Raw genomic sequence first — 526 nt, 5'->3', positions numbered from 1 at the left:
CGCCTGTTGATATTGTCCCAAAGAATCGTAAGCATTACCCAAATTATTCAGAGAAGCAGCTTCACTTTTGCGATCGCCTATCTCAAGATAAATAGCAAGTGACTGCTGATGGTAATCAATCGCCTGTTGATATTGTCCCAAGGAACGGTAAGTACTACCCAAACTAGTTAGAGAAGCAGCTTCACTTTTGCGATCACCTATCTCACGAAAAATAGCAAGTGACTGCTGATCGTAATCAATCGCCTGTTGATATTGTCCCAAAGAATCGTAAGCATTACCCAAATTATTCAGAGAAGCAGCTTCACTTTTGCGATCGCCTATCTCAAGATAAATAGCAAGTGACTGCTGATGGTAATCAATCGCCTGTTGATATTGTCCCAAGGAACGGTAAGTACTACCCAAACTAGTTAGAGAAGCAGCTTCACTTTTGCGATCACCTATCTCACGAAAAATAGCAAGTGACTGCTGATCGTAATCAATCGCCTGTTGATATTGTCCCAAAGAATCGTAAGCATTACCCAAATTA

At 41.1% G+C, this 526-nt stretch carries 1 protein-coding gene; it reads right to left on the bottom strand.

Annotation, left to right across the window (positions count from 1 at the left end; genetic code table 11):
* Window positions 1-526 (bottom strand): tetratricopeptide repeat protein (locus ACM0OZ_RS49200; protein WP_414590214.1); only part of this gene is annotated, 526 nt, incomplete at both ends.

This window comes from Scytonema sp. PCC 10023, assembly GCF_963920835.1.
In the GTDB taxonomy this organism is placed as follows: domain Bacteria; phylum Cyanobacteriota; class Cyanobacteriia; order Cyanobacteriales; family Nostocaceae; genus Kalymmatonema.
Note: the sequence above shows the minus strand (reverse complement) of the source record. Positions and strands in the feature narration are given on the sequence as shown.